We start from the raw sequence: 7589 nt of genomic DNA, 5'->3' as shown, positions 1-7589 counted from the left end.
GGGTGTGACTGCGCACCACATCCTGCTCGATGGCTGGTCGATGCCGCTGATGATGCGTGACCTGCTGGTGCTCTACGCAGTCAGTGGTGATCAGTCGGTGCTGCCGCGGGTGCGGGAGTACCGCAACTTCCTCGTGTGGCTGGCTGGTCGGGACCGGGAACGGTCGCTGGCGACATGGACGCGCGCACTCGAAGGGATCGAAGGGCCGACGCTGCTCGACCCGATGGGGCCGCGCCCGGATGCCGGGTCGGGTGCCATCAAGGTCAGCGTTGACCTGTCCGAGGCCGAGACGGCGCGGCTCACCGAGGTTGCGGCCCGGCTTGGCGTCACCGTTAACACGATCGTGCAGGCGGCGTGGGCGATCCTGCTCGGCCGGCTGACCGGTCAGTCCGACGTGGTGTTCGGTGCGACCGTGTCGGGGCGCCCGGCCGAGGTGCCCGGCGTCGAGACGATGGTCGGCTTGTTCATCAACACCATTCCGGTCCGGGTCCGCATCGCTGCGGACGCGACGGTGTCGGAGGTGCTGGGGCAATTGCAGTCCGAGCAGGCCGACCTGCTCGAGCACCACTACATCGGCCTGACCGAGATTCACCAGGCCGCCGGGCTCGCGGCGTTGTTCAACACGCTGTTCGTGTTCGAGTCCTACCCCGTCGACCAGGAAGCGCTCAGCGACGCGGGTTCCGCGCTCGACGGTATGCAGGTCACCGGCGTCGAGATGCGCGACGGAACGCACTACCCCCTTGCCCTGTTCGTCGCTGTCTCGCGGCAACTGGTGGTCGACTTCAGGTCCGACACTGCGGTGTTCGGCGCCGCCGAGATCGAGACGCTCGCGGCCAGGTTCCTGCGAGTGCTGACGGCATTGGGCAACAACATCGATATCCCGGTGGGGGATATCGAGATACTCGATGCGGCGGAACGTACCGCCGTGCTCGGCGAGCGCAATGCCACGGACGTGGGCGCTTTCGAGGGTCTGTTGCTCGATCGGTTCGAGCGTGCCGCCGCGGTGTCGCCGGATGCGGTGGCGGTGGTCTTCGAAGGTTCGCAGCTCACCTACGGCGAGTTCTCGGTGCGGGTGAATCAGCTTGCGCGGCATCTTGTTTCGATGGGTGTCGGCCCGGAGTCGCGAGTAGTGCTGGCGATGCGGCGCAGCCTGGATCTCGTGGTCGGCATGTACGCCGTCGTGACTGCGGGTGGCGCCTATGTTCCGGTGGATCCGGATCATCCGGCCGAGCGCATCGGTTGGGTGCTCGAGTCCTCGGAGCCGGTGGCGGTGTTGACCACGACCCGGGATGGGTTCGATGCGGGGGAGAGGTCTGCCCTTTCGATCGACACCCTCGATGTGTCGGGCTACTCCGCGGACCGCGTGACGGATGCGGATCGGGTGGCGCCGGTGCGCCGGGACAACTCGGCGTATGTCATCTACACCTCGGGTTCGACGGGTCGGCCGAAGGGTGTTGCGGTCCCGCACGGCGCGATCGTGAACCAGGTTGGCTGGATGGTCGGCGAGTACGACATCACCGCCGAGGACATCTATTTCCAGAAGACTGCGACGACGTTCGACGTGTCGCTGTGGGGCTACTTCCTACCGTTGGCTGTCGGCGCGCGTCTCGTGGTCTCGACCCCCGACGGCCATCGCGATCCCGCGTACCAGTGCCGCGTGATCGCCGAACACGGTGTGACGCTGACCGATACCGTGCCGTCGATGCTCTCGGTGTTCGCGCGCGAGGCCCGCGCCGAGCAGTTGGTGACCCTGCGGGACATCTTCTTGATCGGTGAGGCGTTGCCGCTCGAGACGGTGCGCGCGTTCGCTGCGGTTTCCACGGCTCGGGTGCAGAACCTGTACGGCCCGACGGAGGCGGCGGTGTCGATCACCGCGGTCGAGGTCCCAGCGGACGCTGCCAGTGTGACTATCGGTGTGCCGCAGGGTAATTCGCGTGCTTACGTTCTCGATTCGCGGCTGCGGATCGTGCCGGACGGTGTCTCCGGCGAGCTGTATCTGGCGGGTGTGCAGTTGGCGCGCGGGTACCACGGACGCCCTGACCTGTCCTCGGACCGGTTCGTTGCGGATCCGTTCGACCCGGCCGGCGGCCGCATGTACCGCACCGGTGACCTCGTCCGCTGGACCCTGGACGGTGAACTGGATTACCTGGGCCGCACCGACTTCCAGGTGAAGTTCCGCGGTCAGCGCATCGAGCTCGGCGAGATCGAAACCGCGCTGCTGGCGCAGGAGCAGGTGGGCCAGGCGGTCGCTATCGTGCGTGCCGAGGACCTGGGTGACCGGCTCGTCGCCTACGTCGTGCCCAGCGACCCGACCATAGAGATCGATGTCGAGGGGCTCCGCACGGCGGTCAAGGCGCTGCTGCCGGCGTACATGGTTCCCGAAACCGTCATGGTGCTCGACGCGTTCCCGTTGAATGTGTCGGGCAAGCTCGATCGCAAGGCGCTTCCGGTGCCGGTGTTCGAGGTCGCGGTGTTCCGTGCCCCGACCACTCCGGTGGAGCAGACCGTCGCGGGGGTGTTCGCGGAGGTTCTCGGGATCGGGGCGAGCGAAGCGACGGGGGATGGGCCACAGCAGGTCGGCCTGGACGATGATTTCTTCGCCCTGGGTGGTAACTCGCTGCTGGCGACGCAGTTGACGTCGCGTTTGGGCGCAGCCCTGGACACCAGAGTGCCGGTGCGGGTGCTGTTCGAGTCGCCGACGGTGGAACGCCTTGCGGCAGCAGTGGAATCGCATACCGGCTCCGGCCGCGTAGCCTTGGTCGCGGGTCCGCGGCCGGAGCGGGTGCCGTTGTCGTTGGCGCAGCAGCGGATGTGGTTCCTCAACCGACTGGATCCGGAGTCCGCGGCGTACAACATGCCGATGGCGATCCGCCTGTCGGGTGCATTGGATGTGGCGGCATTGCAGGCGGCGGTCACCGATGTGGTGAGCCGGCACGAATCGTTGCGCACGATCTACCCCGCGATCGACGGGTTCGGGTTCCAGCAGGTGCTGCCCGCAGCCGAGGCGGTACTGGATCTGGCGCCGGTGTCTGTGAGCCAGGCCGAGGTGTATGCCGAGGTGACCGAGTTGCTGGGCCGTGGCTTCGCCGACTTGACCGAGCGGGTTCCGGTGCGGGCGCGGCTGTTCCGGGTTGCCGACGTCGAAGACGGCACCGATGAGTTCGTGCTGGTCGTGGTGGTGCATCACATCGCCGGCGATGGCTTCTCAATGGGCCCATTGGCGCGTGATGTCATGGTGGCCTACGAGTCCCGCACGCGGGGTGAGGTGCCGGGTTGGGCGCCGCTGCCGGTGCAGTACGCGGACTACACGCTGTGGCAGCGTGCGGTGCTCGGCTCGGAGGATGATCCCGCGTCGCTGATCGCGGGTCAACTCGGCTACTGGCGTGACCAGTTGGTGGGTGTCCCCGACGAACTCGGGTTGCCGTTGGATCGGCCGCGGCCGGCGGTCGCGTCGAACCGTGGCGCGACGGTGGGCTTCGAGGTCGACGCCGAACTGCACGCCGGGCTCGTGGAGTTGGCGCGCAAACACGACGCGACGTTGTTCATGGTGGTGCACGCGGCGTTGGCGGTGCTGCTCGCACGGTTGTCCGGCGGCGATGATGTGGCGATCGGTACCCCGATCGCGGGCCGCGGTGAGCGTGAGCTCGACGACCTGATCGGCATGTTCGTCAACACCCTGGTGCTGCGCACCGGTGTCGATGGTGGCGAGTCGGTCACGGAACTGCTTGCGGGCGTTCGCGAAGCCGACCTCGGTGCCTTCGGTCATGCGGATGTGCCGTTCGAGCGCCTGGTCGAGGTCCTGGATCCGGCCCGGTCGCAGGCGCGGCATCCGTTGTTCCAGGTGATGCTGGCATTCCAGAACCTTGCCCAGACCGAGTTCTCGCTGCCGGGTCTGACGGTGTCGGGCCTCGACGCCGGGGACGCTGCGATGGCGAAGTTCGACCTGTCGGTGACGGTCGGAGAACTCGATGCCGGGGCGGCGGCGCCGTCCGGGTTGTTCGGCAGCGTGGTGTACGCGGTCGATCTGTTCGATGAGGCCACGGTCACCGGTTTCACGCGGCGCCTGGTGCGCGTGCTGGAGGCGATGGTTGCGGCACCGAGCCTGCCGGTTGGGGACATCACGATCCTCGATGCCGGCGAGCAGGCCGCACTGCTGGCCGGGTCGGCGGGCACCGCTCGCGTGGTCGAGGAGGCGCTGCTGCTCGACGGGTTCGAGCGTGCTGCGGTGGCCACCCCGGATGCGACGGCGGTCGTGTTCGAGGGTTCGCAGCTGACCTATGCCGAGTTCTCGGCGAAGGTGAATCGTCTTGCACGGCATCTTATTTCGCTGGGCGTTGGTCCGGAGTCGCGGGTCGCGGTGGCGATGCGCCGCAGCACCGACCTGTTGACGGGCATGTACGCGGTGCTGGCCGCCGGTGGTGCGTACGTTCCGGTGGATCCGGATCATCCGGCCGATCGCACGGCGTATGTGCTGGAGTCGGCAGATCCGGTGGTGGTGCTGACCACGACCGATGATGGCGTGGATGCAGGGGAGAGGTCTGTCCTCCTCCTGGACACACTGGATGTGTCGGGCTACTCCTCAGCGCCGGTGACGGATGCCGACAGGGTGGCGTTGTTGCGGCCGGCGAACACGGCGTACATGCTCTACACCTCGGGTTCGACGGGTCGCCCGAAGGGCGTCGCGGTTACGCATGCGGCGATCGTGAACCAGGTCGCGTGGTTCACCGAGCAGTTCGGCGTCTCCGCGTCCGAGGTTGTGCTGTGGAAGACGCCGTCGACGTTCGACGCGTCGGTGTGGGAATTGTTCGTCGCGTTGTGGACCGGTGCCCGGTTGGTGGTCGCTGCGCCCGACGGCCATCGCGATCCCGCCTACCTGGCCGCGCTGATCGAGGCGCAGTCGGTCACCACGGTGCAGTTCGTGCCAGCACTGCTACCCATGTTCATCTCCGTGATTCCCGCGGGCGGGTGCTCGTCGCTGCGCTCGGTGTTCACCGGTGGTGAGGCGCTCGGTGGCGATGTCGCGCAGCGTATTCGCGCGGCGGTGCCTGGTGTCGAGGTGCACAACCTGTACGGCCCGACCGAGGCGACGGTGCAGTTGAGCAGTCGCACGGTCACCGATGCGGATGTGTCGGTGGTGCCGATCGGTTCGCCGGTGTGGAACACGCAGGTGTACGTGCTCGATTCACGGTTGCGTCCGGTTCCGTTCGGCGTGGCCGGCGAACTGTACATCGCCGGTGTTCAGTTGGCGCGCGGCTACTTTGGCCGTGCGGATCTGTCGGCGGAACGTTTCATCGCGAACCCGTTCGACTCGGCGGGTAGCCGCCTGTACCGCACCGGCGACCTGGTCCGCTGGACCGCGCCCTCGGGTCGCTCCGCAGGCTCCGCTCCTGTAGGGGCCGAGTTGGAGTACGTGGGCCGCACCGACTTCCAGGTGAAGCTGCGCGGTCAGCGCATCGAGCTCGGTGAGATCGAGGCAGCGCTCCTGGCACAGGGGCAGGTGGGTCAGTCGATCGCGATCGTGCGGGCCGACGATCTCGGTGATCGACTGGTGGCCTACGTCGTGCCCAGCGACCCGACGGTCGAGATCGACGTCGAGGCCTTGCGGGCGGCGGCCAAGGAACTGCTGCCGTCGTACATGGTGCCCGGGCGGATCATGGTGCTGGATGCGTTCCCGCTCAACGCGTCGGGCAAGGTGGACCGAAAGGCCCTGCCGGCGCCGGTGTTCGAGGCCGCGGTTTTCCGCGCCCCGACGACTCCGGTGGAGCAGGCCGTTGCGTCTGTGTTTGCCGATGTGCTCGGGATCGGTCAGATCGGCCTCGATGACGACTTCTTCGCCCTCGGTGGCAACTCGCTGCTGGCGATGCAGGTGACCTCTCGCCTGGGTGCAGCCCTGGATGCGACCATCCCGGTGCGGGTGCTGTTCGAGGCGTCGGTGGTGGAACGTCTTGCGGTGGTAGTGGAATCGCATGCGGGCACCGGTCGCGTGGCTTTGGTCGCGGGTCCGCGGCCCGAGCAGGTGCCGCTGTCGTTGGCGCAGTCGCGGATGTGGTTCCTGAACCGGTTCGATCCGGATTCGGCGGTCTACAACATTCCGATGGCGATCCGGTTGTCGGGCGAACTCGATACTGCTGCACTGCAATTGGCGGTCGCCGATGTGGTGGAGCGGCATGAGTCGCTTCGCACGATCTACCCCGAGGTCGACGGTGTCGGTTACCAGTTGGTGCTGCCCGCCAACGAGGCGGTTCTGGATCTCACGCCGGTGCGGGTGGTCCAGGGTGAGGTGTTTGCCGAGGTTGCCGGGATCGTGGGTCGCGGGTTCGCCGACCTGACGGAGCGGGTGCCGGTGCGGGCACGTTTGCTGCGGATTGCCGACGCTTCCGACGAGTTCGTGTTGGTCGTGGTGGTCCATCACATCGCCGGTGACGGCTTCTCGATGGGTCCGCTCGCGCGGGACGTGATGGTGGCCTACGAGTCCCGCACCCGCGGTGAGGTGCCTGCGTGGGCGCCGTTGCCGGTGCAATATGTCGATTACACGTTGTGGCAGCGCGAGGTTTTGGGGTCGGAGGACGATCAGGAATCGCTGATCGCCGGTCAGATCGACTACTGGAAAACCCAACTCGCGGGTGTGCCGGATCAGCTGGACCTGCCCGCGGACCGGCCGCGGCCGGCGGTGGCGTCCTTCGCCGGTGCCTCGGTCGGGTTCGAGGTCGACGCCGACCTGCACGCCAGGTTGGTTGCAGTGGCGCGTGCACACGACGCGACGCTGTTCATGGTCGTGCACGCGGCGCTTGCGGTGCTGCTCGCGCGCCTGTCCGGTGGCGATGACATTGCGGTCGGTACTCCGATCGCGGGTCGTGGTGAGCGTGAACTCGACGACCTGATCGGTATGTTCGTGAACACGTTGGTGCTGCGCACCGGTGTCGAGGGCGACACGTCCGTCACGGATCTCTTGGCACGTACGAGGGAAACCGACCTGGCCGCGTTCGGGCATGCGGATGTGCCGTTCGAGCGGCTCGTCGAGGTCCTGGATCCGGAGCGTTCGCAGGCACGCAACCCGCTGTTCCAGGTGGCGCTCTCGTTCCAGAACATTGGAACCACCGAGTTCGTGCTGCCCGGCCTCGCTGTTGCCGGCCTCGACGCCGGCGATGCGGCGGTGGCGAAGTTCGATCTGCAGGTCACGATGTCCGAGTACCCGGCGACGGCTGGTCCGGCGGGCATGGGTGCTGTGTTGACCTACGCCACAGATCTGTTCGATGAGCAGACGATGGTTGACTTCGGTCGCCGGCTGGTCCGCGTGTTCGAGGCGTTCGTGTCCGATCCTGCTGTGCTGGTCGGGGATATCGAAATCCTCGATGCGGGTGAGTTGGCTGGGCTGACTCACGTGTCGGGTGCAGGTGCGATGCCCGAAGGATTGTTGCCGGAGCTTCTGACGGCGGCGGTGGCGTCGTCTCCGGATGCGGTGGCGGTGCGGCACGAAGGCCAGTCGTACACCTATCGCGAGCTCGACGAGTCGTCGAACCGGTTGGCGCGTTTGTTGATCGGCCGTGGTGTGGGGCCGGAAGACTTCGTGGCGTTGGCGTTGCCGCGGT

General features: G+C 67.1%; 1 protein-coding gene. It reads left to right on the top strand.

Annotated elements, in window-relative coordinates:
• Window positions 1-7589, top strand: a 7589-nt coding sequence (locus A8G08_RS22365; RefSeq protein ID WP_157108737.1) for a non-ribosomal peptide synthetase, incomplete at both ends; no start/stop codon positions are given.

The sequence above is a fragment of the Aldersonia kunmingensis genome, assembly GCF_001646865.1.
Lineage (GTDB): Bacteria > Actinomycetota > Actinomycetes > Mycobacteriales > Mycobacteriaceae > Aldersonia > Aldersonia kunmingensis.
Note: the sequence above shows the minus strand (reverse complement) of the source record. Positions and strands in the feature narration are given on the sequence as shown.